At 35.6% G+C, this 26,919-nt stretch carries 19 protein-coding genes and 1 other RNA gene; 4 read left to right on the forward strand and 16 right to left on the reverse strand.

The annotated features are described in order from the left end of the window. Nucleotides 1–270: 270 nt before the first annotated feature. Nucleotides 271–765 carry an ROK family protein gene (locus ABHC48_RS18600; protein WP_243284606.1) on the forward strand — a complete coding sequence of 165 codons (495 nt, stop codon included), beginning with the start codon at nucleotides 271–273 and terminating at the stop codon, nucleotides 763–765. A gap of 164 nt (nucleotides 766–929) precedes the next feature. Further along, the gene (locus tag ABHC48_RS18605) at nucleotides 930–1,067 is read left to right on the forward strand and encodes a transposase domain-containing protein (protein ID WP_334285816.1); all 138 of its coding nucleotides are present in this window, start codon (nucleotides 930–932) and stop codon (nucleotides 1,065–1,067) included. Nucleotides 1,068–1,190: 123 nt separating this feature from the next. On the opposite strand, the gene ABHC48_RS18610 is transcribed toward ABHC48_RS18605, so the two are convergent. The 5 genes from ABHC48_RS18610 to ABHC48_RS18630 all read right to left on the reverse strand — a co-directional run bounded on the left by ABHC48_RS18610 (nucleotide 1,191) and on the right by ABHC48_RS18630 (nucleotide 10,064). Further along, complete coding sequence (locus ABHC48_RS18610; RefSeq protein ID WP_243284607.1) at nucleotides 1,191–1,379, reverse strand: hypothetical protein; 189 nt, start codon at nucleotides 1,377–1,379, stop codon at nucleotides 1,191–1,193. Between the two features lie 809 nt (nucleotides 1,380–2,188). Then, nucleotides 2,189–4,909: a hypothetical protein gene (locus ABHC48_RS18615; RefSeq protein ID WP_195700362.1), complete on the reverse strand. Its 2,721-nt coding sequence runs from the start codon at nucleotides 4,907–4,909 to the stop codon at nucleotides 2,189–2,191. Nucleotides 4,910–4,918: 9 nt separating this feature from the next. Continuing rightward, nucleotides 4,919–7,273, reverse strand: a complete 2,355-nt coding sequence (locus ABHC48_RS18620) for a hypothetical protein (protein WP_195700363.1) — start codon at nucleotides 7,271–7,273, stop codon at nucleotides 4,919–4,921. Between the two features lie 26 nt (nucleotides 7,274–7,299). Continuing rightward, a complete protein-coding gene (locus ABHC48_RS18625) occupies nucleotides 7,300–8,613 on the reverse strand; it encodes a hypothetical protein (protein ID WP_195700364.1) in 1,314 nt (437 codons plus the stop codon). 35 nt (nucleotides 8,614–8,648) lie between these two features. Next, on the reverse strand, nucleotides 8,649–10,064 hold the full coding sequence (locus ABHC48_RS18630; RefSeq protein ID WP_195700365.1) for a non-canonical purine NTP pyrophosphatase: 1,416 nt from the start codon (nucleotides 10,062–10,064) through the stop codon (nucleotides 8,649–8,651). 701 nt (nucleotides 10,065–10,765) lie between these two features. Here ABHC48_RS18630 and ABHC48_RS18635 point away from each other — a divergent pair. Together ABHC48_RS18635 and ABHC48_RS18640 are read left to right on the forward strand one after the other, a co-directional pair. Then, nucleotides 10,766–11,953, forward strand: coding sequence for a CDP-glycerol glycerophosphotransferase family protein (locus tag ABHC48_RS18635; RefSeq protein WP_347505943.1), 1,188 nt, complete (start codon nucleotides 10,766–10,768; stop codon nucleotides 11,951–11,953). Beyond that, a complete protein-coding gene (locus ABHC48_RS18640) occupies nucleotides 11,953–13,062 on the forward strand; it encodes a glycosyltransferase (RefSeq protein WP_195700367.1) in 1,110 nt (369 codons plus the stop codon). Before ABHC48_RS18635 ends, ABHC48_RS18640 begins: the two co-directional genes overlap by 1 nt. Here the strand turns inward: ABHC48_RS18640 and ABHC48_RS18645 are convergent. The 11 genes from ABHC48_RS18645 to ABHC48_RS18695 form a co-directional block, all read right to left on the reverse strand. Then, a complete protein-coding gene (locus tag ABHC48_RS18645; protein WP_195700368.1) occupies nucleotides 13,052–16,375 on the reverse strand; it encodes a restriction endonuclease in 3,324 nt (1,107 codons plus the stop codon). The two genes, ABHC48_RS18640 and ABHC48_RS18645, sit on opposite strands and share 11 nt — an antisense overlap. Before the next feature lie 286 nt (nucleotides 16,376–16,661). Then, nucleotides 16,662–17,579 carry a tyrosine-type recombinase/integrase gene (locus ABHC48_RS18650; protein WP_195700369.1) on the reverse strand — a complete coding sequence of 306 codons (918 nt, stop codon included), beginning with the start codon at nucleotides 17,577–17,579 and terminating at the stop codon, nucleotides 16,662–16,664. A 76-nt stretch (nucleotides 17,580–17,655) separates the two neighbouring features. Next, entirely contained in the window at nucleotides 17,656–18,270 is a 615-nt protein-coding gene (locus tag ABHC48_RS18655) for a hypothetical protein (protein ID WP_195478784.1), read from the reverse strand. Between the two features lie 17 nt (nucleotides 18,271–18,287). Next, nucleotides 18,288–19,043: a hypothetical protein gene (locus ABHC48_RS18660; RefSeq protein ID WP_195478785.1), complete on the reverse strand. Its 756-nt coding sequence runs from the start codon at nucleotides 19,041–19,043 to the stop codon at nucleotides 18,288–18,290. Between the two features lie 4 nt (nucleotides 19,044–19,047). After that, on the reverse strand, nucleotides 19,048–20,478 hold the full coding sequence (locus ABHC48_RS18665) for a hypothetical protein (RefSeq protein WP_195700370.1): 1,431 nt from the start codon (nucleotides 20,476–20,478) through the stop codon (nucleotides 19,048–19,050). 201 nt (nucleotides 20,479–20,679) lie between these two features. After that, nucleotides 20,680–21,029, reverse strand: a transfer-messenger RNA (tmRNA) gene (ssrA, locus tag ABHC48_RS18670). Between the two features lie 141 nt (nucleotides 21,030–21,170). After that, on the reverse strand, nucleotides 21,171–22,436 hold the full coding sequence (locus tag ABHC48_RS18675) for an amidohydrolase family protein (RefSeq protein WP_195700371.1): 1,266 nt from the start codon (nucleotides 22,434–22,436) through the stop codon (nucleotides 21,171–21,173). A gap of 59 nt (nucleotides 22,437–22,495) precedes the next feature. Beyond that, nucleotides 22,496–23,251 (reverse strand): MerR family transcriptional regulator, encoded by a 756-nt coding sequence (locus ABHC48_RS18680; protein WP_148461844.1) that lies wholly within the window; start codon nucleotides 23,249–23,251, stop codon nucleotides 22,496–22,498. 8 nt (nucleotides 23,252–23,259) lie between these two features. Continuing rightward, a complete protein-coding gene (locus tag ABHC48_RS18685; RefSeq protein WP_173770262.1) occupies nucleotides 23,260–24,201 on the reverse strand; it encodes an ABC transporter permease in 942 nt (313 codons plus the stop codon). Then, nucleotides 24,201–25,253 carry an ABC transporter permease gene (locus ABHC48_RS18690; protein ID WP_195700372.1) on the reverse strand — a complete coding sequence of 351 codons (1,053 nt, stop codon included), beginning with the start codon at nucleotides 25,251–25,253 and terminating at the stop codon, nucleotides 24,201–24,203. Before ABHC48_RS18690 ends, ABHC48_RS18685 begins: the two co-directional genes overlap by 1 nt. Beyond that, nucleotides 25,253–26,779, reverse strand: coding sequence for an ABC transporter ATP-binding protein (locus ABHC48_RS18695; protein ID WP_173735348.1), 1,527 nt, complete (start codon nucleotides 26,777–26,779; stop codon nucleotides 25,253–25,255). The genes ABHC48_RS18690 and ABHC48_RS18695 overlap by 1 nt, the downstream gene beginning before the upstream one ends. Nucleotides 26,780–26,919 lie beyond the last annotated feature (140 nt).

The following is a 26,919-nucleotide window of genomic DNA, read 5'->3' on the forward strand; positions in this document are numbered from 1 at the left end:
TGTGAATTGTCAAGGTGCTCCGGCTACTGAAAAGTAGTCGGGGATTTTTCTATCATACCTAAAAATTAAGCGCTTACTAAACAAAAGTGTGGACTGTTTTTCCATTCACTTCGAATTCCTCGATCCAGTTTCCCCAGTTGTTTTCAAAAGTGCCTTTCTGTTTTCTTACCTGACTGCTTATAAAATCTTTTATTCCTTTTCCGTTATTGCAGAGAAATACAACATGTATCAGCCGGATAGCACAAACTATAAATATCGAAATAAAAAAATATGATGATCCTGTATCTGGGAGCCGGTATTGGTGCCGGTCTGATTTTTAACAATGGACTCTATCGCGATGCTTCGAATTTTGCCGGCGAATTAGGTCATATAGAATTGCCACCTTATCCAAGCAAGCGCTTCAAAGCTATAGAGCCCAGTTGTTCCTGTGGCAGTTGTGAATGTCTTGATTATCGAATCCGAAATGATGTTTTTGAAATGACAAAAGAAAGCTTTTCCGAATTAAATTCAGCAGCAATTAGAGAATATTTAACTGCTAACCCGGAAAAATTTGAAATTTTCACATATTATATAGGAAAAATGGCCAATCTTCTAATTGACCTTTTGAATCTTGACCTGATCGTATTTACCGGAAAGTTTAAAGAAGTGGCAAATTATATGTGGCCTTTATTATACAAGCAAATTGCTGCCAATAAGCTGTCTTATATTGCTATTTTGACAAGATTGCTGAAGAAATCAAATGGCAGTTTTAATGTAAAACAGTAACAAACATTCATAATTCCCCCACTTCGGTTGAAGAATGGGGGACAGCCATCACACCAACAGCTCACAATCTATATGTCACAAACTATATAACAGCCATAAAAAATACCGTGTGAACTTCTGGAGTTCCTTCCAATGGTGCAAAGGCAAGTGCGATCCTCTACAGTCTGGTTGAAACAGCAAAAGCAAACATGATAAATACTTTCGAATATTTCAATCTGCTGCTTACTGAGATTCCTCAGCACATGGATGACAAAGATCTCAGATTTATTGATGATCTCCTTCCATGGTCACCCAGAGTCTAGAAAGAATGCCCAAGTCGATACAAAAAGTCTTGAATTTTCAATGTGCATATCTATTCTGTAAAATCTGCTCAATCCCCGCTAGAATGCGGGGATTTTTGATACCCAGTACTCATGTTTGAGGATTTACTTTCCAACTGAATCTGGTATCTGGCAGGCTTTTTTCCGGAGACGGGTAACTGCATTGTAAAAACAGCTGGGAGCTATCCCATGCTCATTACACCATGCAGAATCTTTCAGGCCGCTTTGTCTGCATTCGGTTACCAGTTCCATCCATTCGTCCAGGGAGCACCTTGGAGCACGTTTATTACTCATAATGAAACCTCCAAATGTAGTAAATTTCTATCTCCTATCAAGCGGAGTGTAGTAAAAATTTATTTACTATCATTATGAGTTAGAAAACGTAGACAGTAAAGCTACCCAAAGTTTAAGTGCTTACTTAATTTCATCTTAGCTATAGGATATATATAAATTACGCAAATATCATCTACAACATCTCGTCACAAGCATCCCATAATATTTGCCATAACTCCCAACATACATCCAAGTGTATTACATATCACATCATCAGTCTCTGCCCTTCCTAAACATAAACAATACTGAAAACTCTCAATCACGACACTAAGCAGAAAACCACTCACTACACATAAAATCCATCTATATTTATTGTTACTACTTCTGTAACATATGGCATTGTCAATCCGAACGGCAGAAACAATATCACATTCAGTAACAAGGTTCTAAGCACCTCATTGTTATATGAAATTGTAGTAAGCGTATAAAAAAGACGTAATTCAACTTCTCTGAAGCCAACACTTCTGTCCCATAGAGTCATTTTTATAATGAGAAGAAGCGAAAAGCAAAAGAAAGAATATTAATTTTTCCACCATCTATATATTTTGCATTTAGAAAATACAGGAATCACTGTCCATATTGCAATCAAACATAACATTATGTAACATACATGAAACAACGATAAACTATAAAACCGACTTAAACCGCTCCAAATATATATTCCTATCTCTCCCTTCGAGAATCCATAATGTTATAATTAACAAAACCGTTCCATTTGGTGACATTTCTTTATTCAGAATCACGTCTATCATATAACCTTTTTCATTTTCCTAAGTATCTGAAAAATCTGATTTGGCAAAACTCAATTGCAAACCTAATTTTCTAATATTCTCAATCCACTGGTAAATAAACATTCTATTATAGAGGTTTCTTCCATTTTCGTCTTTTGCTTTTTCCAGTGCCAATGCAATTAATGCATATTCGTTTTCCAGATAAGTAGAAAATATACCTTGATCATCTGTATTTATACAGACTGGAATTTGTGGACACTTATCAATTGTTTCTACAACTGATGTTAAACCTATATTATACAATTTAAAAATCGGATGTTTATCGTAGCGATCAAATGTACCGATAAAGAAATTTGATGAAGGATTTACTTCAATTCCTATTCCTAATTTAGAAATCCAAACCTGCATTTCTCTTTGGATTTCTTTAATACATTTAATAATTTTATGATTCATTTGAACTTCTATTGTTTTTCTTCCCTCTGTTTTTACATGAGGATTGTAATGGTAAAGAAAATACAAATATGCACATTCCGGATTATATCTAATCCGATAATCCCGTGGACATTCTTTATTTATAGAAAAACGTTTCCATTCTGAAAAAGTATCCCAATCTTTAAAATATCCATTCTTATAGCACTCTGGATCATCCCCCCGCAATTGCCACGCAGCATAATATTCCGATATTCTAAAGCTGAAATGTGTATTACCATATCCCTTTGCAACACGTTCATTTTTTTCTTGATAATATTCTCTTGCTTCTCTTACTACAGCATCAAAAAACTCATCTGACACAGCATCCCCATAAATGAGTCTGAAATATTTATTATATTCCTGTTCAATTTTTAATAAAAAATCATCATATCCAATAAGAGAAAAACGTTTAATACGATAATAAACCCACACTAAATTATCTAAATAATCTTGCTGTGTAATTAATATACAATTTTTCTTCCCTTCGTAATACTCATCCGGATCTTCTCCCAATGCCAAGGCATGCCCTAATCTTGATCCACAATTCATATTTAAAAACATAATTGCTTCTTCAATTGCCCGAAGCCCATCCACAAGGCTCTGAAAATCCTCCCCTACATGATACGTCAACTGTAGCTGTGATGCTAGCAAAAAATCATCTTCATAGTCACTTAATTCTTTCGCATAGACTATATGATTCTTCAAATAACGATATGTTTGTGCAAAAACTTCTGGTCTGCATCCAATTTCCCTTGAACAAGCATCTATTCCACGAAGTCTTTTTGCCGTTTTCGGGAACTCTTCCCGAAACAGTGCAATTGCTTTTGCCTGCTTTTCTAAACTTCGCCTTTTCTGATAATGCCGACAATACAACTCACTGTTTAAAAGTTTTTCATTATCTCTTTCCTTCACGAAATGAAATACATAAAAATACCGCTTCATCAGTTCTTTATCTTTTTGCATAACTTTATCATATTTTTCAATATATCTTTTGTTTTCTACAGCTGTTTTTCTTGGAGTCAGCCGAGCTTCAAGATGAAGAATATTCTGATTAACAATGGTTCCTTTCAAAGCCATTTTTATATATTCTTTTTCTAAAGGAGTATCTTCAATAAAATCTTCCTTTCTGTTCTGATATTTTTCAAAATTATCAAAACCAATATTTTCATTTGTTTGAACAAGCTCTGCTCTAATGGCCCGCTTTATAACAAGATACAAATAGAACAAATTAAAATATTTCTGATCTTTGACTGATTTTGCATATATTCGATAAAACATTTCATACATAAACCATCTTTCACCAGAAAGACTATTATTTACTTCATTCTTTCCAGTTCCGCGCCTATATTTTCCCGTCAATGCATAGTCCAACTGTTTTTGACCTCTATTGGTTCTAAAAAAATCAATATTTTCTTGAATTTGCCTACGATAAAAAATAATTTCCGCTCTATCTTTCAATAAAAACATAACAAAATTTTCTGTAGCCCATTTTCGATCATCAGGGGTTTCCTTCTTTCGAACATCAGATTTTCCCCTCTCTCGCTCATCTCTTAAAAGAATTTCCTGATCTGTTATGTGTGCAAATAAAAAGCAACGGATTAATGCAGCTTTTAAATATAAGGAATACAGGTGTTCTTCTTCCGTCCCCAATTCATAAGAAACCGATAATCTTTTATTACTATATTCATCTAATATTATCTTATACTTTTTGCTTTGCACATGATTCATCATATTAATCCATGAAAGCGGAAACTGCGGTGCTGATCCCTTTAAGTGAAAATGATTATCAGCCAACCCCTGCTGCAATATCCAGTTTAAGTGTTCATTATTATTTCCAATTACTGGTTTCCAAGAAAACTCTCTATTTCGTTTTCCTTCCCTGCAATCCTGAAATGCTAAATACGCAGTTGTAAATATATCCTCATCTAATAAATGCGATGTAAATCGCCACCTAAGTACATTCTCATAACGGCAAATTGGCTCTCCGTCAATTTCCTGAAGAACCCTGGTTGCAAAGATCAGAATCGCATCAAACACACTAAAGCCTTCCTTATACTCATATTTGCCAATTTCAAATCCCCTAACATAATTTGCCTGATCCTCATATTCATTCCGTATATAATCAAACAAATTGTTCAATTCATCATTCGAATAATATTTTATATAATATCCAGCTATTTTAACAAACATGTCACGCGTAATATTATCATACTGAATTTCAGAATTTACTATTAATGATGTTGGAATTTTACTCAAAACAATGTTTAACACAGACCGTAAATTATCCATCTAGGCTCCTTAGTCGCTAAGACCAATTTCTTTTGGCACATAAATTTTTTGAATGTTTTCATAAAACAGATCTATAAAATCGTGATCCTTGTTTATAATCTTTTTAAACAGTTCATGCTTTGAAAAACGTTCTTCAAAATTTGTACTAAATTCGTTATCATACTTTCTAAGATTTTCTTTGATAATATCAAAATACATAAACAAATGCATGGAAACCTTTTCCTTCGTAAATTCTTCTGGATTTTTCCCTGCAAATTCTTTCTCTAATTCTTTTCCTAGCTTTACCAAAAACTCCAAATTAAAAAGTGGTATAAGCATTTGGTTCTCTTCTTTTTGGGCTCTAATAATTGATAATTTCCCCATGGTATTTTTAATTTCGGAATTTGGAAATTGCGCATTTTTTAATGCATTTTCTATGCATTGACAAAATAATTCAACCATCCTGGAACCTTTAAAAATATTCAAGATTGAGTTCGAAAAGCTGAATATTCCTCTGTATTCTCCCATATTGTTATAATTACACACTATTTTGCTATTTCCTTCTATTTTCCATGGATTCTTATCAATATCTTTATTCATTTCCAAAAATAGAATAATATATTGAAAGTTTTTCAGTTTATCTATTTCCTGATCCAGAGCCTTTCCCTTTTCCCTAATTTTCACAATAAATTTGTCTATATTAGTTTCAAAAGCACTATTCCATTTAGAAAACTCAAAGCAATGAATATTACATGTCATTGTTGGTTTTTCTGATATTATTTTAATCCCATATTCATACCCCATTTTCTTTTCCCAATTTCCCCAGATTCCCCAAGGAGAATAATATTCCAGATACGCTTTGTTGGCACTATTACAGTTTATCATTTCAGCTATCTTCATAGAAAAATACAATAAACAAACATTGGATTTTTTTCGCTGTGTTATGTTCTTAATTTGAAATGAAGCCAACAATTCCAGAAGACTTCTTTTATTGTTTTCGTGGTCTAACACATTTTTCATCATTTCAATTTGTTCCTGAGGAGCCAGATCACTTAAAGTCGAAAATATCACATCCACTTCATCTTCCTTTTTTAAGATCAAAGGAAATGCTTCTCCCCAAAACCAATCATATGCCTTTGACATTTTCAGTTCAGAATCCGAATTCGAAATTTCATTCATTTTTTTTATCCATGAAGAAAATTCCCGCAATGTATTAGGAACAAAATATTTAATCAATTCCCCATTTTTATGTAATTCAATTCCTAAATTATCTTTACAGTTTTTTTGAATAATTTGTTTTATTGTTCCCTCTCCATACTTGTTTTCACCATTTTCATTGTTATAGTATACTTCTACTACTTCTTTATCCAAAAATTTCCATTCTCTTCCGGAAGGCATAAAAATCCTTCTATCAGATGGAATGATTTTTTCCAAATATTCTCTAGTCAATCTTCTTATATGCTTATCCATATTTTCAGACTTACTAATTGCAGAAAATTCCTTTAAAAAATGATTATCACATATTTTCTCCAATTGGTCTGAATCAGCAGATAATAGGACAATTATATTAGGTCCCATCAAATATTGTCGAACCTGTTCTATAATTTCGAATCCTCGCTCTATATTCATATCAGCTTCATCTATAGAAATGACTAAAAAGTGGTTATCTGTTTTTAGATCTTCTGTATTCGGATATTTCATAATTTCCAAATATTCCTGAACCAGCGCCTGAAAAGACTCCTTTAGATTCCATGAAAGAGATAATTTCTCCAGGGTTTCCAGAAAAGTATCCTCTTCGTCTTCAATTACATCTTTAGTACTTCTTAAATTCTTCAAATTAGTATATACTCTGTCAAAAGCTAGCGAAATAATTCTTTTTCTATATGCATAATCATTTGTTTGCACAATCCCCATTCTTCTACTTTCGTAACTACGGCGTTCTTCGTCTTTCCATTTCTTAAGCATTTTGGACAATATACAGCCAAGAATATCTTCCTTTTTGTCCATAACAGACGCATCTATATATTCTAATCCCGTAAACATTAAATGCTCTTTTGAAGATAACCGATTTACACTCCTGTCACTTTCCCTATAAAAATCCTTAAGATATTCCATGTATGAAAGCATTGCAGACGTTTTTCCAGATCCCTTTGCTCCTGTAAAAAACAAAATGTTATATATCTGCTCAGAATTTCTTAATCTATTTCCCGTTTCACCTTTGCTCTTCAATTCTCGAAAATTCCGGTTTTCATTCAATATTTTTCGAGTAATTTGAAAGGCCTTATCGTAAGCATCTGCTGATACTGAACTTTCAAATTCACTTTTCTCTTCGTATTTTATAGCAGACAAATCATTCATAACAAGTTTGTATTTTTTTCTTTCCATACTCTACTCTCCTATTAAAACATTGTCTAAAAGTATAAATCGATTCTTCTTTGTACATGTTTTAAAATGTCTTTTAGAAATTCCAGTGTACGCTGCCATTCACCTTTTTGCATACTATTCTTGTCAATATTTATTTTCACAGAACTTTTGTTTGCCATTTGCCGCATACAATACACCATTCTTATAAGATGCGACAAATTAACAATTTTTTCTTTTTTCTCCTCAATTAACCTATCCATTCCGTCTCCGCTATATGAAAACTTTTGTGTGAGTATATTTTTTATTTTTATTATAACTTTAATATAATACTCTATATCATAGACTGTCACAGAATTAAAAGAAGGATTCTCAAATTTTTCACCAAGAGCTTCAAAAATACTCTCATATATAGCTAATGCTTTTTTCCATTCTCCTTTCTGTTCAAAATAACTAGCTATTTTATACCGAGCTCTGTAATATCTACCATTTTCATCAGCCCTTGTATAATACCTCACAGCCATTTCTATATCACCGTACACTTTTTCATAAATCTTCCCTATATTGTACATTATTTGAGAATTTTTATCATACTCTAGAATTCCTTTATAATATACAATTGCAACTTTATTTTCTAATGGACTGAGACTTGATATAGCGGCACATAAATTACACAATGCAGGCTGCCATCCGCTTTCCAGAGCTAATAAATTTCCTCTTTCCAATAGCAATTGAACTTGTGTTTTTCTATCTTCATACTCTCTATTTTCTATTGCTGTTCTTATATAGCAGCAATACAAGTCCATAAATTCATAGTGCCATGAATCCGCTCTGGAAACATGCGTTTTTTTTAATATGTCCAGGTTCTCTATAGCCATTACACTATTGTCCAAAATCCAACTATCCCATTCTGTTATTTTCTCATATGCCAAGTCAAAATATAACCACGTTGACAGCCAAAGGCTAGTATCAATATATATTTTTAACAATTTACTGTACTTTATATCTTCTCGAAAATCAATCTTTTTTATAGCATCAATAAAAGTATTCTGCTGTTTCCAGTTGTACATCAGGACATCCGTTCTGTCATGATATGTTGGATTAGCAACATAATTTCTCTCATCTATAAAATAAAACACGTTCTGTTTAACATCATTTTCTTCTATTACGAATAGGCTTTTTTCGGCTAATAAATACAGATGCAAATAATACTCATCTATTTGGTCATTATAAAAATCTGCTTTATTCGCATTCTCAAGTTTGTTTCCTACTACCCACACTCCACTCATTAAAAAGAATTGTTTCCAGAAAGAATATGTCACAGTTTCGTTACTATCATATGTTATATAAATTTTCTTTATCATTCTGTCATTTTCCTTTCTTTTCTATTTTTCTAATATCATCCCCTTTGCTTTATCTCGTTTACTTTCGCACATAGCTCTTTTAAAAAAGCTTCTGTTGCTACAGCTTTATCCGCTTCCTCACCGGAAATACTTACAATATTGTTTTTTTCAAAAACTTTTTCCTGTATGTAATTTGGTGTTGCAGTATATATGTATGAATACTTCTTAGTTTTCGTATTTTCCCAACGTTTTCTGGAAAAATACAACAATTGTTTAATATTAATATCAGATAAACTATATCCTAAAAACAATACATTATACTTCAACAAATCCGCCTGTAACTGGATATCCATAAACGACTGATAATCCATTCTTGCAAAATACTGGCTTTCAGTAAATACAATACTTTCTTTGTGCTCAGAGTCACCATGAAATTTCATAACCCTTGGATAAGATTCTTCGTCATACTCAAAATGATCTATTACTGCTATCTTATGCATATTCTTATTCTTTATTTTGTAATATTCTTCTATCATCTGATCAAAATTTGTCGTATATATAACCGGACAATTTAATTCCATAATATATTGGTATATGGCAGAATCTTCCAACTTCTTTTTTAATTTTGCATTTCGATTTATAGCCCATTCATCTAATAGTATTTCCTGTAATTTACCTTTTCCCAGCAGTTCACTATATTCTGCCAATAGCATATTATCACCATACTCCAAAAAGACGTCAGCATCATATCCCGCTGATTTCCCCAGTTTTTCTATTAATGTTTTCCAAGAGGGTAATCCAATAGAAGCAGAAATGCCAGCACCAATAAACAACATCATTTTTTTCTTAGCGATTAATTCTGCTACTTCTTCTATGCTTTTCCTATATTTCGAAGCCTCTATAGAAAAAATTTCTTCACTATCTAGCGCTTTAACCAATTCTTCCCATGCCTTTTTACGCATTGAACGCATATTTTTGTCAAGCTTAGCGTAAACTATCCTTTTATTATTGTTAGAAATCGGGCAAAAAATATTATCCCATGCATAGCCTACAGCTGAATCATCTACCTTTTTAACAATTTCGCCTTCTTCTATTCCTTTACCAGATATGAGCTTTTTTCCAGTGCAACAACATAAGCAGGTAATTGCATTGGCTTTCCACTTTTTTTTGTAATTGCAATAACCAACAATCTCTGAATTTCCAAGTTTTTCAAAAAAATAACTAGTCTGAGGACCCGGCAGACTGTTAAATGCTTCTACTTCTAACATTGTATGATCAACAAGCACCGGTCTTTTAATTTTCTTAAATGCTGACAATGCTTTATGTTTAAGCAGTTCTTCAATATTATCTGTCTGAAGTTCACTTACAGGAGTCTTAAACCATTTAATATCATAGGATGTGCCTTTTGCAAGTTTCCTCAATTCCTTAAACTTTTCTTCACTATTTGATACAAAATACAGTAATTTTTTCAAAATAATTTTTCCTCCCTCATATAAGATAGTAAATAGATTTTTACTACACTCTCAAAAAAACTACCTAATGATAACGATGCAACGAGTGATGAGGAGATAGAACTTCTCTTTTCCGAAAGGTCATTATAATATATTTAGGTTCTTCCTATTTATTTAAAATTACCAGCTTGAAATATATTATATTTCTTTAATAGCACATTTTTCACGATCAATTGGTAATTTTCTCATAGTCAAGCCTTATATACGCAAAAGCATCCCTGAAAATCCAATATTTCACAAATACTGAACAACCATAAAACAAATTTCCCATGGTCTAATCTGTTGCAGTAAGTATATCTACTATTTGTTTTGTGGTTCTATCAGTATACTTATAAAGTTCTTTTTCATTCTATTCTACCTTAAAAATTAAAAAAATGCAAGTGTGAACTTCCAGAAATTTTACAACTAAATCCAGCCTATATCCATTCATCGGCATTCCGAATCAAGTCAATAGTTTCATCCAATGAACGCTCGCTTTCCACGTATGCATCATACAACGCCTGTGGTTTTTCACCTGTTTTTCAACCTTTTCTCACTTTTTTCAAGAAATGCTTGTTAAAAAACAGATGCATAGAGGTATGTTCGGCGTTTGTTGGATAATTAGCAGTTATCCATTATCACTAATTGTATTAAGGATATTCTTTTTCGGGGGAATGATATACATGAAAGCAAATCGCCTATTTATAAAAACCAAAAATAAAAAGATAGAGTATATGCAGGATACAATTTTGAAATTGTTATTTTATTTATTCAGAATATTTCCTGTTCAAAAAAGGAAAATTGTTGTTTCATGTTTCAAAAATCACGGTTATTGTGATAGCCCCAAATATATTATTCAACAATTGTTAAAATTAGATTGCACGGCAGACATAGTCTGGCTATGCGATTTTGAAAATCCGCCTGAAATGCCAGCTTGCATACGTCAAGTTCCATATCATTCGATCCGGGGAATATACGAACAGGTAACAGCTCAAATATGGATTTCTAATCGCCGCAAGTCACGATATGTTCGAAAGCGGAAAAATCAATATTATATTCAGACCTGGCATGGAGGAATTCGACTGAAAAATACAGAGCGTGCCACAATAAACAAGTTATCCAAAAGATATATTGATAGTGCTAAAAATGATTCTAAAATGATAAATTTGTTTTTGTCCAACAGTGATTTTTCTACATTTTTTATAAGAAGAGATATGTGGTATTTAGGAAAGATACTGCAAAAAGGACTTCCTAGAACAGATATTTTATTAAATGGAAACCATAATGATATATCTCAAAAAGTAAAATCATGTCTGTCAATTAATAAAAATAATAAAATATTATTATATGCACCTACTTTTCGAGCGGATATGGGTGTTGATAAATATACATTGCCATCCGATCAAATATTATCAGAATTGGAAAAATGTACGAAAAATAACTGGACATTTGTAATTCATATGCATACAAATGTTTATAATCCAAAACACTGGCCAGGAAATTCGGAAAAAGTAATAAATGCCTCATCTTATGAAGATGTACAGGAATTACTTATAGCAGCTGATTTTTTAATCAGTGATTATTCCTGTATTATTATGGATTTTGCATTATTAAATAAGCCCATATTGTTGTACTGCCCAGATTTAAAGGAATATCTTTTGGACAGAGGATTTAACCAGGATTTTAATGCTTTGCCTTTTCCAAAAGCATATACAGTTTCTGAAGTTATAAATAAACTTCCAGCAGCTGTATCGCAAAAAGAAATAAATACGTTGGATTGGATGAAGAAAGCGTATGGCCTGTGCGAAACTGGACATGCTTCCAAAACAGTCGCAAATATAATAAAAAATGTACTGGAGGGAAAAGAATAATGCAGGGTCTTTCAACAATCATAACTTTTTATAATGGATTGTCTTCCTTAAAAATGTGTATCAATCTGCTGCAGGATGCATTAAAAGTAGAAGATATATATGAAATTATTATCGTCAATGACAATCCAGCCATGAATATTAACTTTTTAGAGGATGAATATTCTGTCCAGGTATTAAATATGCCGAAAAATAAAGGGTATGCAGCAGCCTGTAATTATGCTGTTGATCACGCGCGGTATGATACATTGCTGTTTATAGATTGTGATATCTATCCAACAGGCAACTGGCTGCAAAACATGAAAAAAACATATGCAGATATAGGGGAAAAGGGAAGTGTATCCGCGACAATCTATGAAACAGACTCTGGAAACTTATTTGGATACGGTATGGGAATTTATGAAATTGATATTCTGTTGTTTCTTCGCCATGGAAAGCCCTCTGTATTCTCCCAAAAAGACCGTGATGTTCCTCTTGTGTCTTCTGGCTGCATGATGATGAATCGTAATTTATACCAGGAACTTGGCGGACAGGATGAAATGTGCATGAACATTCATTGCGATGTAGATCTGGCCTTTCGTGTTCGAAAAGCTGGCTATACAAACAGAATGTGCGCAAACGCCAAAGTTTTTCACCGTGGACAGATTTCAGGACCTATTCGGACAGTACCTTTTAGACAAGATGTAAAAGCATATTTATTCAAAAAATGGGGTAATGAATTATATCAATTATGCAATGCTGAAAACTATTTAAAAGAGCTCTGGATGGAAGCAAATTATAAAAGAATATCGCAAAAAAGTGTCATTGTTGTAAGTTTTAGTAATTCGTTATACCGTGATAAATACATAAAGCTGTTCACACAATTGTTTGACATTTCCATTTTGCAATTTTTAGATATAAAAAATATTACCGGCGCCACACACATTATTTTGCAGGAAAGTGTAACCTGGGATATATGCCGATTAAATATTCCTATTGTATATTTTGCAGATGATTACAGATTATTGCTGGATAATTACTATTGGTTTACAAATCGTAATGAAGAGGATATTATTTTTGATAAAAACGGGAACCTGATGTACGGATCAGATTCCCTGAAAACTAATAGTTAAAGAATACATGTTTAAATTGTAAAGGCCAATAGCCGTCTGTTAGGATGTTTTCGCTCCCAGAGATAAGCTGGTTGTAGTAGGAAGAGAGATTATCGAAATAAGCCTCTTCAAACAGCTTATCTCTTTTTGATGTATCGCCCAAAATATTATAAATGAATAGCAAATTGTAGATTAGCGGCTTGTGTGTCATCAAGGAGACCTTGAATTTTTGATAAAGAGCATATGCCTGTTCAAGTTCTTCCTTAGCTGGCACATATTTACTTTGCAGAATGTAGGCAGCGCCTAAATTTGTATGCAGTTTTACTATTCCATCTTTATTCACCCTTTGAGTGGAAATTACAAGATCCTTTCGCCATGTGGAAAATGCAGCTTCAGCTTTATTACTGAAATATTGAATAATTCCTAATAAATTTCTGCTTTTTATTTCCATTGCTGTTCCATTAATTTCAAGTGCACGGTTCAGTGCCAAATCTGCCAGATACTCAGCATCCTCCAGCTTATTTGTTAGTAAATCCACAAAAGCTTCCTGCGCAAGAATTTCAGAACTTCGATTGATGGTAGCTTTTTCAGAAATGTGTTTTTCTACCGCTTTGCTAAAATATAGAATTGTATTTTCCTTATCTTCATAGGCACGATAATAAATATAAGCTTTGTCTGAATAAGAGACACTTTCCCACTGTGGTTCTTTACATTCTTTCGCTATTTTTAATGATTCATCAATTGACAATAATGCGTTTTCTATATCATTTATTGCTAAATATACGACAGAATACCGATTGTGCATAATGAAATCATAAAAGTTATCCCGTCCTTTATACTTCTTGAAATAATCTAAGACGATTAATGCATCGTCATAGTCTGCTGCTGAAATACAGGCATTTGAGTACCTGTGAAAGAAACGGCAGGTATCAATGGACGTAAATTCCGAAATACTGTATTGCTGTAATATTTTATAGGCTTTCTTATAATAATATACGCTTTGAGACAAATCCTGATAAATTCTGTACGCGTCCGCCACTGCATAGTAGATATGAAATTTTGCACCTGCATCCATAAATTCTGCAAAGGGGTTAGGCACTGATTCTTCGGAAGCATCCTGAGTTTTCGGAACATCTTTTAATAACTCTGTGCCAATATGTATGACTGCCTGAAAATTTCTTTTGTCACATTCGCTTGAGATAGAAGATATTCCAAACCTGACAGCTTCTTCATATTCGGAAGCGCGTATATAACAGTCAAAAATTACTGTTGTCCTAAGGTTGGATTTGTACCAGGCATTTTCATTTAGCCACTTAATAATTTTCAGAGAAAGCGAGCGGTCATTCTGATAAAATTGGTATCCTTCAAAATATCTGTAAATATTGTCATGGTAAAATACAATTTTAGGGTATTTATCCATGTACTTAAAAAATAAAGATTGACTTAATTCAAATAACATATCACCGTCTATATTTAAACTAGCCAAAAAATCAACAGGTGTTTCTCCTCCAAAATACAATATTGACTTCACAACAACTTTAAATGCATCGAAATATCCCAATGTGGTATCAAAAGAGAATTTTTTATGCATTTGCAGTTGGAATCGTTGGTCGATAATTTCCTTGCTTTTTACAGGTACTTTATTTATAAAGTTTTCGATTTCTTCTTTTTTTGAAGGAATCACCATATTATGTGTTGATATATTAATTAAATTCTGGTCATAAAACCAGTGAATCAGCATAATAATATCAAATGGTCGTTTTCCGCTTTTGTTTAATAGCAGGCACGTAAAATAATCAAACCCTTGCAAATTGGGAATAGCATGATAATACAATGTTTTCGCATCGTTATTCTGCATTTCACCGCAAGTATACACATACGAAGCCACATCTTCGTATTCATTTATTTTAGCCAAAAATTCATTTACAAATCCCTGAGAGTCAAGAGGCACAATTTCTGTATTTGTGCCTAAAGAAAAAATCACTTCAGGAAAACATTCCTGTAAATGTGCAATCAGGAAATATATGATATCCAGAGTTTCTTTATCCAGACATTGTAAATTGTCTATTGTCCAAATTAAAGGAACTCCACCTACTATATTACAAGAAAAGAAAAGAAGTGCCTCCTTCAGATAATATAAGATATCAGGATCTAATTTCTTATGAAATACAAAAGAAAAAACTGCTTCACTTACTTTTGGGTTCCCATAATATTGCTTGATTATTTTAGAAAAATCATCTAATGTGCAGCTGATATTTCCAGTGCCATAAGGTAACCCCAGACAAGCACATAAAAATTCTCTTAAAATTTCAAATCCGTTTTGTTTTTTTGCATCACAATATAACGTCTGAAAATTATAGCTTTTAGCAGAATTTATTATTTCAGACAATAGCCGTGTTTTTCCTGTTCCTGATTTCCCAGTTATATTAAGCATATAAATTGGGCTGAATCCGTTGCTTTTCAGAAGCGGAAGAATTTTACTGCTTAAGAAATTCTGTACATTCTCTCCTACCAATGGATAGTAGATAAGTTTTGTTGGATCTATAAGTCCTCCTGGAACTTTTTTGGAATACGTATGACCATTACACTTATATTTTAAGGTAAGCGCGGGTATATGCTTCACGGTGTAAGAACTTAATACTTCAGCGCGTATTTGTATAACACGGTTACTTCCCTGCAGCATATTAAAACAATTGTGGATTTCAGGAACATGAAATATAATATCTGCCATTTTCGGTAATGTGCAGGTTACATCTGAAACAGTTGCACTATACAAATTAGTCAGATAAATATCAATGTAAAAAATATTATCTCGTTGCAATACGAGTTCCGATTCTTCTGTATATTTTTCCGTATCTTCAAATACACTAAAGAAACGAGATATTCTTAAATCATTTTTTATTATTTCATTTGATTTTTCAAAACCATATTGAAAACGTGGAAGAATTGATAATTCCTGATACAGACGGTTCCCATATATGAAAGTGACAGAAAAATTATGCTTGGCAGCAACTATGGAAACATGTTTAACCGCATTTCTGGTAATATCACTTGTAGAAAAATAAATCAGCTCATTAATTCCTTTTGAAATAACCAAAATAACATTTTTAGATATTTTCTCAAGGCCAAGGGCACGGTTGTGCCGCTTGCATTCGGCCCATATTTCATAGGGGACATCCTGTGCAGTTCCTACAATGTCTTTTCCGCCATCTTTTTTCAAACGCGTACCGTGTATGGTAATATTTTTGTTTTTATAATGTAAGGTCAGATATTCCGTGCAAAGCTGTTCAAACTCCTCGTCTGTAAGGCTATGTATATATTGCTGGATGTTCATTTGTATTCATCTCCATAGGAAATAATGGATAACTGCTAATTATCTTAGTTCCAATTATAACAAATATTGGTTCATTTTTCTACTAATATAAACCTTAAATTCTACTGCTCTCGTATGACAAAGAAATTCCATAATTTGGACTTTTAGCAATCTGCACTATCAGATTCCTTATTTTGCCCTTGTCTAGAGCGTGTTTGAAAAAGGCTCTAAACCATCTCCAATATTAACATACGACAATAAGACCACCTTTTCAGCTGGTCATAGTATCTTTGTGCTTTCAATATTTTCACGCAACATTTACAATTTTCATATTATTCCTTGGATGCAGTTCTCTCAAAATATCCGCTTGCTTTTTGGCAGCTACATGAATATATATCTGGGTCGTTTTTATTGATGAATGCCCCAGAATCTGCTGCACACAGCTTACATCTACACCTTCCTCAATCAAATATGTGGCAAATGAATGCCGGAACATATGGGGTGTAATTTTCGTTTCAATCCCTGCCTTCTTCGTATATTTCTTTAACATAAGACGAATGGATTGTTCTGTGTATCTGTTACCTCTGTTATTTACAAAAAAATATCCACTCTTTTTTATATTCTTCTCATTTTCTGCATAGTATTTTCGCAAAATTTCCAGAACTGCTTCATTGCTGATTTGAATATACCGTTCTTTTCCACCCTTTCCCATAATTCTTATCAGTCCGGAATTCAGATTTATGCTCTCACTTCGAATGTTCGAAATCTCGTATACTCTGGCGCCAGTAGCAAAAAAAAGCTCTACAACCGCTGCATCACGCAAACCATGTTTATATCCAATTCCAGAAAGATCATTCAGGTAAACATACATATAATTAAGGAGCTGCTCTATTTCTTCTCTGGGAATAATTCGGGGAAGAACTATTGTCTCTTTAAATTTAACTTTTATTTTTCGAAAAGGATTCTGTTTCAGCACTTCCTCTTCTTCCAGATAGCTGTAAAATGCTTTTACTGAAGCAATTTTCCTTTTTACTGTTTTCTGCTTGTATTTTTTATGCAGATCCGTAATATATCTCTCAATTGTTTCCTTTTCCGGCTCATCACAGCATGTAAAAGAAAAGAACTGGTTCAGATCAATACGATACGCTTTAACCGTTTTGACATCCAGTTCTTTTCTGTAGATACAATATTCCAAATAGCCTTCCATTTTTTCCTGCAAATTCATGATAAATGCCCCCTTTTTCTTCTCACAGTACTGTAAAATGAGATTTTTGTCAAAAGAGGCTTATCCTTTTTACTTCTCAGCGATTCTGCAGTTCCTGCAGAGAATCTATGATAAAATTCAATTGCAATTTTTGATAATCTTCCATGATTATATTTACAATATAACTACATAGTTCCGCGTTCAACCCTGTTTCCTCTTCCAGATCTTTCAACATAATTTTCGAAGAAAAATGGCGATTCAAATAAAAACTCACCAATGCATTTAGTGCTTTTGCAACATTCAAAAAATCTATTTTTGATTTGCAATTATATTTTTCATACTCATTCATAAATTGTGGATCATAATAAAGAATCGCATTTTCAAACACATAATCCAACACTGTTTTTACTTGTTCAGATTGTTTCTCCTGAATTTTACGAAGACATGAAAAAGAAAAATATATTTTCAAAGAATTTTCTATATCCTTCAGCAACCAGGTTCCATCACCTTCTGTGTTATTTTGAAAAATTTCTAATGCCAGCTCTTTATCTTCTTTAAAAGCAGCTCGCAACGTACGCCATAATCTATTATAAGCCTTTACTAATTCTGGCGTAGTCGTACCATTTTCTTTCTTCATCTCGTTGGAAACAGTTTCCAACCAGTGAGAATCAAGTTCATTTAAAATTTTCAAATTATTTTCTAATTGAGTCATATACTATTTCACCTCTCTTAAATCTCATAGGTGTTGCTAATAAGAGCAGTAAATTTATTATTGGATTCACCCCAATCTGCATATTCGCGATGAGATATAAAAGTTTTCTGCTCAACAAGCACTTTCGCATATTTTGCCTTATTCAAAGCCATTTGTCGAGATTCCTCCTGAAATATGCTTTCATCTACAATACTTTCATCATTTGTAATAGCAGTATTATCGCAGACATATTTTCTCCCATCATTAGTCAAATTAAAAAAGGTATATTTCCCTGTCCCAATTCGTCTTACAAAATTACAACTTTCCAATACCTTAAGAGTGTCCGTAAGTGTACTACCTGAAATATGAAGTTCACCAACCATAGTTTTATGCTGAACATTGGTATGATCATATAGATAATTCAAGATTTCTTCAGCTCTGCTATATGTCTTTGTAATTGTATTCAAATAATCTTCCCGACTTAATTTATGATTTTCTAATTGTAGTATTTTATTAAAAATGTTGTAAGTTTGTACAAGTTTACTTGAAATAGAAATCAATTGATCCGGATAATCACGTATTATCTTTGTAAATTCCCTTCTCAGATTATGTTGATCATCAAGTAATTCTTTCAGACGAGTTAAATTGTGATTTTCATAAGCCTCTAAATAAGCATCTGTAGAAGCAGTAAGTAACTCTTCGAAAATATCAATCATTTCTTCTTGTATGCATTGTTTATTGCTTAATCGAAGACTCGTTTCCAATTGATCAATGTAATATTTTTCATTTTTCATTTAATCACCGACCTTTCACTATATTCTTAGGATCATCAGAAGATATTTCGGCGTAATAAATACAGTTATCACAATTTTCTTTCGCACAATTCTTTACACCATCGAAAACTTTATGAAGTCCATCACTTTTAGAAAAATCACATTGTTTGCTTAATGTTGTAATGATACCAGAAATTTCAAAATTATTAATCTTATCAGTATGGTTAACCGCAGAGCAAGTGTTACACCATATCCAATTACAGCTCTGATCTAGGTATGCTTCAGACAAAATTCTAAAATTAAAGCTTCCAGTCGAAAAGGAAGGGCTGCAGATTAATGTTGGACGAAGATTTTTTATGATCCGATCACGATTCTGTGTTTCCAAATAATCATAACATATGATAATGCATATTCTTCCAAGCCCTTTTATATGCAATAAATGCAAAACTGTTTGTTCGTTTTTAAAACCATTTATATCCTCATATACAAGATGACCATTTTCAGAATAATTAAAATTACAATATTTTTTCTGTTCAAACAATATATCACTTCCATTAAAAACCATACAGCTTTTATTTACATTTATTTCATCATCTGATGATTTTTCCCAAATAGAAGGAAATACAATCAATGTAGGAATAATCTGATTTAGAGATTTCAGTTCAACCAATATCTCTTGCAGCATACCAGCAGAACCAAGCATTTCCGGAAAAACCAGAACGTCAGTCCCTGCTCTCCCAGCATTTAGTATATTATTCAATACTTGCTGTTTAATATCCTTTTCATTCAATAAACCTTCAACTCTAAACAAATATTGCAGAGCTCCTGTATTAGGATTTACCTTTTGATACGCTTGACTTAAGCAAAGTGATTTCTGTTTAGTTATTGGCGAAAGAGCAAATTTATACACACTACAAGATTTCGGCGCCGTCAAATTATAATCAACACTATGCTGAATTATTCTTGTATTGGGAAGTTTGCAAATGTCTATAAAATAGAAATTATATAAAATACCATTTAAATCTCCATCATGAGAACTATGTTCCCAACAGCACCTAGTCCTTTTAGCAAGCACAATCTGCGTAGTCGCTACATTACCATTGAGAGCTTCAAAATGTTCCACATCATCCTCATAGCTTAAGTTTCTGATATAGCATTCTTCTATGGAATAATCCATATAATATAGCAATAATAATTTCGAATAAACATTATGAGATGCAATGAAAGAACTTGTTTTTTGAAAAAAATCATTATTAAGTGTCCCCAGAGTAACAGAATGAGGGTTCTGATTGGAATCCATTAATTGCGGAAACTCCGTAGCCAATTCAAGTAATATAGGATTGTTAGGATCACCTAACATACTGCGAAAATCTCTATCCGAAAATACACCATAATTTAAAACATCACGAATCAGTTCGGACATAATATTAAAATACTTCATAAGCTGTCGTATCATAGCATTCCCTCTTTCCTGTATATGAAGTATAACATTTTTATATTAGAACTTCAAGATGATTATTCGTTATTGTTCGGTGATTATTCGTTATTATTCGGTGCTCCATAAAAAAAGCCCTGGAAACATTGAATCTTCAACATTTCCGAGGCTTCTCCATACTTTCCTGCCAAACATAACCCTTATGGGAATACATCCGGCTGTCAGTGGACCTGGCGGGAATTGAACCCGCGTCCGAAAGTCTATCCCTTGCGGCATCTCCCATCACAGTCGCTGTATTAACATTCCCTCCGCAGCACGCCCACCGACAGGCTTACTGCTTCAGTAGCTTCATGATACATCTACCGGGGCAAAGCTTACCCGGCAAGGTTTCTCACAAGGTCGACGCCAGACTCCTGAAGTGTGAGTGCAACAGGACTGACGGGCAGCACTTAGGCTGCCATTACTAACTGATCGTCAGCGTTTATATTTAGAATTTCCCGTTATTACGCAGTTCGGGAGACTGCGGATGGCTTCCACAACTTCAAAACCCCCGTCGAAACCAGTACAAGCCCTAATCGTATATAATAGGTATTGCTGGTGCGCAGACGAAGTTTGTGTAATTGTGCTTTCGCTAGGATATTATTATATGCATTTTGTGCACAGCTGTCAAGATGGTGACTGAACTTTTTACACCATCTCCCCCTCGTTACTGTTCACTCCGTGACCAGTAATTCCCCATCAATATATCTGGCCTTAATATTCCGGTCATCTCCGATGTAGCAGAAACGCTCCAGTTTCTCCTCTGCAGTCATTTTTGTCCATGGATCTTCCATATTATCAATCACAAGGGCATTAAATGCATACCCTTTTTCGAAAGAACCAACCTTACCGAATACACTTCCAGACTCTTTGGTTGCATGGTAGAATGCCTGTGTAATGGTAATGGTCTTACTCTCCTGTGGCTCGTAGAATTCTTTCAGCTTGGATAACTGCACGGCTCTTGCAACCTGGCGGTAGATGCCGATTCCATGGCCACCGGCAATGTCGGTTCCCATGGCAATTTTCAGTCCCTCAGCCTCCATATGCTGCAGCGGCATAATTCCTGCAATAATATTCACAGTGGCATCCGGGCAGTGAACAGAAAAGCTTCCATGTTTTTTCAGAATCCGCTTATCTTCCTCAGTTGGGAAAATAACATGGGCAAAAATAGACGGACCGTGATCCATCAGGCCTGCGCGCTCATAAATTTCTGCATCAGAACCATAGCCCGGAAACAGATTCAGAGCTTCCTTTGCCTCCCACAGAGACTCCACCAGATGAGTGTGCACACCACAATGATATTTTGCAGCCAGCTTGCCAAGACCATCGATCAGCGGCTTGCTGCAGGTCGGGGCAAAACGGGGAGCCAGAATGGTTTTCACCTTTTTGCTGCCCTCATGTTCTGCCAGATACTTCTCTGTTTCCTTCAGGGAATCCTCTGTGGTCTCGGTGAGAAATTCCGGAGAATTGCAGTCCATGTTCACCTTTCCCACATAACCATACATGCCTTTCTCTTCCATTTTATCAAAGAGATAGTTTGTGGCCTCACGGTGAATGGTTGCAAAAACATTGGCATGGAAAGTACCATGGCGGAGCATATCATCTACAAATGCATCGTAGCAATTTTTTGCATACTCCATATTCTGGAAACGGGATTCCTGCGGAAATGTATAATGATTCAGCCAGTCGGAAAGCAGACAGTCCATACCGATTCCGCGCTGTACATACTGTGCTCCGTGTACATGAAGATCAGAAAAAGCCGGAATGATCAGCTTATCACCGTAATCTATAACCTCTGCGCCCTGATACTGCTCCGGAATCTTTTCACAGATCTGTGAAACCACTCCATCTTCTACAATTATATAACTGTTTTCGTGAATCTCTAACCTGTCTGCTGACGGTGTAAACAAAATATCTCCGTGGTAAATCTTTACTGCCATTTTTTGTCCCTCACATTCTTAATCATTGCATTTTTTCTCTTTCTCGCATCGCTTTTCCTCTATTTTGTATCTGCAATCCTGACCTCGATCCTGGTAGAATAATTATCATTATCCTGTTCCACAAACTGGTCGATGATATTCAGCGCCAGAATGGTATCCTCCAGATTCAGATTCCGTCCCCATTCCTTTATCCTTTTAAAGCTGTCCTGAATCTCTTCATATGCCCCTTTGTGATACCCCACAACATAGGTTCCTGCAGGAATCGTGCGTATCTCCGCATTTTCCTCTGGAACGGCATCTGTAAGAAGCGCTCCAAATTCCTTGCTATTTTCCCCATAAAATACAATGGTTGGATAAAAGTAGAAGGATTCGCCTGCATAAAGCTCCTCTTCTGCTCCGATGGGAATATATTTTCGCTCTGGATATTTCACCACCTGGATATTTTCGTAATCAATTCCTGCTTTCGAATCTTCAATAAACTGTATTTTTCGCAAAATCGCATGGTCGATCCGCATCATCTCTTCCCACTGGGCATGAATGGCTGCGGAACGCTCCTTCAGTCTTTTAAGCGCCTCATCAGGACTTTTTGTGTCCTGAAAATCCCGGACCGCCTCAATGGAATAGCCCAGTTTTCGCATATAGCGGATGGAGGCAAGCTTATAGGTCTGATCAAAACGATATTTCCGGTATCCGTTTTTCGGATCTCTGTAGCTGGGCTTCAGAATTCCGATTTTGTCATAATAATGCAGAGTCTGCACGTTCAGTCCGAATAAGGTCGCCAGCTCGTTTACATTCAGATACTCTTTATTTGCCATATATACTCCTATCTTGAGCCTTTTACATACGGCTTACTGAGAGCTTCTGGTTCACTGTTCTTTCCGGCAGCACCAAGCATTGCAATAAGGGTCAGCGCATATGGCAAAATTGCCAGAAGGAATGGGGAAATGGATACGCCGATGGTCTGGAGACGAATCTGCAGGGCATTGGCAGCTCCGAACAAGAGTGCCGCTCCAAACATTCCAAAAGGTGTGTAGCGTCCAAGAATAACAGTTGCAAGAGCAATATAGCCACGGCCGGAAATCATATTTTCTGTAAAAACGCCAAGCTGTACCAGTACCAGATATGCACCGCCGATTCCTCCAAGGATTCCGTTAAATACCATCACGATCCAGCGGTATTTTTTCACCTGGATGCCTGCGGATTCTGCTGCACGTGGGTGTTCTCCCACTGCCATAAAGGACAGCCCCAGATTGGTTTTTTTGTAAAAAACCCAGGTAAGGATCAGGAGAACATAAAGGATATAGGTCAGGAAATCGCAGTTAAAAAATGCATCTCCGATCAGCGGGATCTTTGATAAGCCTGGAATGGCAATGTTTGGGAAAGTCTCGATCTGCTGATAGCCCTGTCCATTTGACATTAATTTAAATAAAAAGCTGGTGACGCCAAGCATAAGCATGTTGATGGCAAGACCGGAAACAGACTGGTTCTGGATCAGTGTAATGGAAAGAAGTCCGTGAAGCAGACTGACTACAAGTCCTCCTGCCATACCGCACAGAAGTCCCACAAACAGATTGCCGGAATACCAGGCACCTGCAAAGGAAAAGAATGCACCGCTGAGCATAACACCTTCCATTCCGATATTCAGAATACCGGATTTTTCCGCAATGGTCTCACCAATTCCGCCATACATAAGCGGCACTGCCAGACGAACTGCTGCGGCCAGAAAAGCCGTCATAAAGCTTAAACTGAAAATCTGCTGAAGCATTACGCATTTCCTCCTTTTCCAACTTTTGCCTGTCTCTTTTTGAAATGGAACAGTTCTCTTCCCAGGATCAAAACAACAACCAGACCGATCAAAATATTAACGATTGCAGACGGTACTCCAAGCTGTCTTTGCATGGAGCTTGCACCTACCTGCATTGCTGCATAAAGCACTGCCACGAAGAATACGCCAATAGGGTTGTTAAATGCCACAAGTGCGATCAAAACAGCCGTATAGCCACAGTTTGAGGAGATTCCCTCCAGAAGCTTTTTCTGAATGGCAAGAACCTCGATTCCACCTGCCACTGCGGAAAGTCCGCCGCTTAAAAAGGCGGAAAGCACAATATTTTTCATAACAGAAATACCGTTGCAGGTGCTTCCACGTTTGTTCAGTCCAACTGCCTTCAATTCGTATCCCATAGTTGTTTTTTCCAGGAAAAACCATACTACAAGTACACAGATGATTGCGATCAGAATACCTGCATGAAAACGGGTTGCCCGGATCAGGGTTCCAAGCTGTACGGCTTTGTCAATTTTCGCAGACTGCGGAACATTTCCTTCCGGGTCCATCAAAAAAGAACGGACTGCATAGCCAAGAAAATTAATTGCAATATAATTCAGCATAATGGTGACAATAATTTCGGAAATATTGAATTTCGCTTTACAGACTGCTGCAATTAATGCCCACACACCACCAGCCAGAAATCCGATTACCAGGGAAAGGATAATTCTTGGTATTCCCGGAACAGCAGTACAGTTCAGAGCTACCATGGTAGTTGCCATAGCCCCTACATAAAACTGTCCTTCTGCACCAATGTTGAAAAAGCCGGTACGATATGCTACTGCGCAGCCAAGACCTGTAAGGATCAGCGGGCATGCTTTTACAAAAATTTCTGCAAATCCAGCAGGTGTTCCAAAGATTCCACGGAAGAAAAGACCGTATGCTTCCACCGGACTTGCGCCGCATGCAAGAATCAAAGCCGTACCTGCCAGAATTGTGATCACAAGAATCAGAAGTACATCTGTGATCCCTCTTGTTCTTTTTTCCTTCTCCATTATCTTGCCTCCTCTTCTGAAATTCCGCCCATGAGAAGGCCGATTTTCTGTACAGTAGCTTCTTCTCTATTCAGGATTCCCACGATTTTTCCACCAAAAAGCACTGCGATCCTGTCACTTAATGCCATAATTTCTTCCAGATCTGCGGAGATCAGCATAACACCTTTTCCTGCATTTCTCTGATCTATAAGCTGCTGACGGACAAATTCTGTAGCACCGATGTCAAGACCTCTGGTAGGCTGGCTTGCCACGATCACTTTTGCATGATCGTTCAGCTCTCTGGCTATGATCAGCTTCTGCTGGTTTCCGCCTGACAAAAGCTTTACAAGCGTATCAATCCCCGACTTTCCGGATGCGCGCACCTGATATTGTTTCATTTTTTCTGCTGCATTTTTACGGATAGCTGCTTTGTTTATAATAGAATGGTTTGCAAATGGAAGCTTCCCATATTCCCGGAGAACAAGGTTTTCTGAAATGTTCATTCCGGTGATCAGACTGTCTGACAATCTGTCCTCTGAAATATAGGAAACACCTGCTTCATAACGTCCGCGGATATTGATTCCTGCCAGATTCTGTCCGTCCAGAAGAATTTCGCCCTCACCGGTTTTCTGAATTCCGGTGATCACCTCTGCAAGCTCTTTTTGTCCGTTTCCTTCCACACCGGCAATTCCAAGGATTTCCCCTTTGTGAATGGTAAGGCTGATATTCTCAAGCTTATGACGGCTGTGTTTTCTGTGATGATTGGACACATTTTTCAATTCCAGCATAATATCTTTTTTGGGAGAACCTTCTATATGATAGTCATCATTCAGCTCTCGTCCGATCATATAGGCAGACAGCTCTTCCGGATTGGTGTCTGCAGTCACAAGATCTGCCACCTGTCTGCCATCCCGAAGAATGGTAACCTTGTCACTGATTGCCATAATCTCGCTCATACGATGGGTGATGATAATGATTCCATAGCCTTCTTTTTTCAGATTGCGGAGAACATCGAAAAACTGTGTGGTTTCCTGAGGGGTGAGTACGCCAGTAGGCTCATCCAGAATCAGAAGTTCTACATTTCTGTATAATGCTTTCAGGATTTCCACGCGCTGCTGTTCTCCCACTGACAGATCACTGATCACAGCATCCGGGTTCACGTAGAGTCCGTATTTTTCTGCCAGATCAGTCAGCTTCTTTTTTGCAGCAGCTCTGTCCAGGAAAAAGGAGTTGTCCTTCAGATTCAGAACAATGTTATCCAGAACTGTCATTTTATTTACCAGGGAAAAATGCTGCTGGACCATTCCAATGCCTGCATCGATAGCTTCCCTTGGAGAGGCAAAATCCGCTGGCTTGTCTTTCCACAAAATTTCACCGCTGTCTGCAGTGTACAGACCAAATATAATATTAACAAGTGTGGTCTTTCCGGCTCCGTTCTCACCAAGGAGAGCATGGATCTCACCTTTTTCTACCGTCAGGTTGATATCCTCATTTGCATATACGCCGGAAAATGATTTACAGATATGTTTCATTTGAAGAAGAGACATGGTTTTCTCCTTTTTCTCGTATAATTAAAGTGTTTTAAAAAGCTGAAACTTCGGAAGGTTATCTCCACTGACTGATTGATAACTTTCCTCCATTTCAGCTTCATTTGTCTTTGAACAATCAGTTGCCGGATTTCAGATTG

Source organism: Ruminococcus sp. 1001136sp1 (assembly GCF_039841815.1).
Lineage (GTDB): Bacteria > Bacillota > Clostridia > Lachnospirales > Lachnospiraceae > Blautia_A > Blautia_A faecis.